This window comes from Amycolatopsis sp. WAC 04169 (assembly GCF_003947535.1).
Classification (GTDB): Bacteria; Actinomycetota; Actinomycetes; order Mycobacteriales; family Pseudonocardiaceae; genus Amycolatopsis; species Amycolatopsis keratiniphila.
Genome location: NZ_QHJI01000029.1, coordinates 1 through 1,261, shown reverse-complemented (window position 1 = coordinate 1,261; position 1,261 = coordinate 1). Strand labels below are relative to the sequence as shown.

2 protein-coding genes are annotated in these 1,261 nt (G+C 66.2%); both read right to left on the bottom strand.

The window, feature by feature from the left end; translation table 11 throughout:
* Positions 1–32 precede the first annotated feature (32 nt).
* Positions 33–914, bottom strand: a complete 882-nt coding sequence (locus tag DMC61_RS40770; protein WP_125695760.1) for an IS3 family transposase — start codon at positions 912–914, stop codon at positions 33–35.
* Positions 911–1,195 carry a transposase gene (locus tag DMC61_RS40765; RefSeq protein WP_233595115.1) on the bottom strand — a complete coding sequence of 95 codons (285 nt, stop codon included), beginning with the start codon at positions 1,193–1,195 and terminating at the stop codon, positions 911–913. The genes DMC61_RS40770 and DMC61_RS40765 overlap by 4 nt, the downstream gene beginning before the upstream one ends.
* Positions 1,196–1,261: the final 66 nt, after the last annotated feature.

Below are 1,261 nucleotides of genomic sequence, written 5' to 3'. Positions count from 1 at the left end.
TGGAGTTTCCCCCGGATACCGGACACGGGGTTTCACGCGGCTTGTTGGTGACTGTAGCTGGTTCGGGTTTCGTGGGGTGTTCGGTGGCCGACTGTCGAATGTAGACGGTTGTGGTTGTAGTAGTGGAGATAGCGGTATAGGTCGTGTCGTGCCTGGTCACGGGTGCGCCAGATGGTGGTGCCGATCTCGGTTTTGAGGGTGGCGAAGAACGACTCGGCGACGGCGTTGTCGTAGCAGGATCCGACCCGTCCGATCGACGGGCGGATCCGAGACTCGCTCAGCGCGGCGCGGAACTGGGCCGAGGTGTACTGAACTCCGCGGTCGGAGTGGAACACCGCGCCGGGGCTGATCAGGCCGCGTGCGGTGGCCAGGGTGATCGCGTCGCAGGCCAGGTCGGCGCGCATGTGGTCGGCCATGGCGTGCCCGACGACCTCGCGGGTGCGCAGATCGATCACCGTGGCCAGGTAGAGCCAGCCCTCGAACGTGGGCAGGCAGGTGATGTCCCCGACGAATCGCTGACCAGGGTGCTCGGCGGTGAAATCGCGGTGGATCAGATCCTGGACTGCCGCGACCGGCGACGGATCGGTCTTGGTCAGAGACCGGCGTTTGCGGCGGGTGATCCCGGCCAGGCCCTGCTCGCGCATCAACCGCTCCACCCGCTTGTGGTTCACCACCCGCCCGCGCCGGCGCAGCTCGGCGGTGATCCGCGGGACACCGTAGGCGCGCCGGTGCTCCGCGTGGATCGAGGCGATCACCGCCACCAGCTCCCGCTCCCGCACCGCCGTGGCCTCACGGGCGGACTCGGCTGCGACCCATTCGTGGAAACCCTGCCGCCGCAGGCCCAGGACCTGGCACAACCGCTTCACGCCGAACTCGGCGCGATGCTCGGAGATGAACCGGTAGCGGTAGATCATCGATCCATCTCTTTGGCAAAATAGGCGGCCGCTTTACGCAGAATCTCCTTCTCTTTCTGCAGCTCAGCGACCTGCCTCCGCAACCGCTGCACCTCATCGGTGACCGCGGGATCCTCCGCCGGCGCGGCCGCTTCCTCCTTGGCCTTGTTCACCCACGACCGCAGCGTCTCGTGATTGACGCCCAGCTCGCGCGCGATCTGACGCAACGGACGATCACTGGACTCCACCAGCTCCACCGCATCCCGACGGAACTGCTCCGGATACTTCGACGAACGCGACACCAAGACATCCTCCCTCCAGACCCCTGTCTGGAATCAAGATGTCCGGCCCCAAGGGGCAACCCCACG

Excerpts from the sequence above, each read along its gene's own strand:
- DMC61_RS40770 (WP_125695760.1), bottom strand. The coding sequence starts at position 914 with ATGATCTACCGCTACCGGTTCATCTCCGAGCATCGCGCCGAGTTCGGC.